The organism is Ferdinandcohnia sp. SAFN-114, assembly GCF_059415045.1.
Genome location: NZ_JBPFDQ010000224.1, coordinates 1 through 524 on the forward strand (window position 1 = coordinate 1; position 524 = coordinate 524).

The 524-nt window shown below is 35.1% G+C and carries 1 protein-coding gene; it reads right to left on the minus strand.

Annotated elements, in window-relative coordinates; genetic code table 11:
- Nucleotides 1-447 (minus strand): transposase (locus tag ACR65M_RS27030; RefSeq protein ID WP_440274963.1); only part of this gene is annotated, 447 nt, incomplete at its 3' end.
- Nucleotides 448-524: the final 77 nt, after the last annotated feature.

Below are 524 nucleotides of genomic sequence, written 5' to 3' on the forward strand. Positions count from 1 at the left end.
TTGAACAATTGGGTCGAGTTGTTCCGTAAGAGAAGAAACAAAAGACTTCGAAACACTTTCTCCACAAAGTTGTTGGACAATATTCTTTACTTTACGAGTAGACACACCGTTTATAACCATTTCGAGCATTGAAAGCACAAATGCTTGGTCACAACGTGCATATTTTTCAAACAAGGAAGGTGAAAATCCCCCATTGCGAGTACGAGGAACTCTGAGATTCACCCTACCAATACTCATAATGAGCTCTCGCTCATAGTAACCATTTCGAGAATCAAATCGGTCAGTAGAACGTTCATAAGATCCAACTTGAAGAAAGTCATCACGTTCTTTCTCCATCACAGAATTTAAAACAAGAACAATCGAAGCTTTAATAACGGAGTCAATATCAGAATTCATTACTGATTCTTTTAAAACATCAATATCTAGGTTAAACTGTATTTGAGTCATTTTTATTCCTCTTTTCAATGTTTTACTTGGTCGTTAAACATTGTTGACAAAAAGGAATAAAATGACTCTTTTCTTTT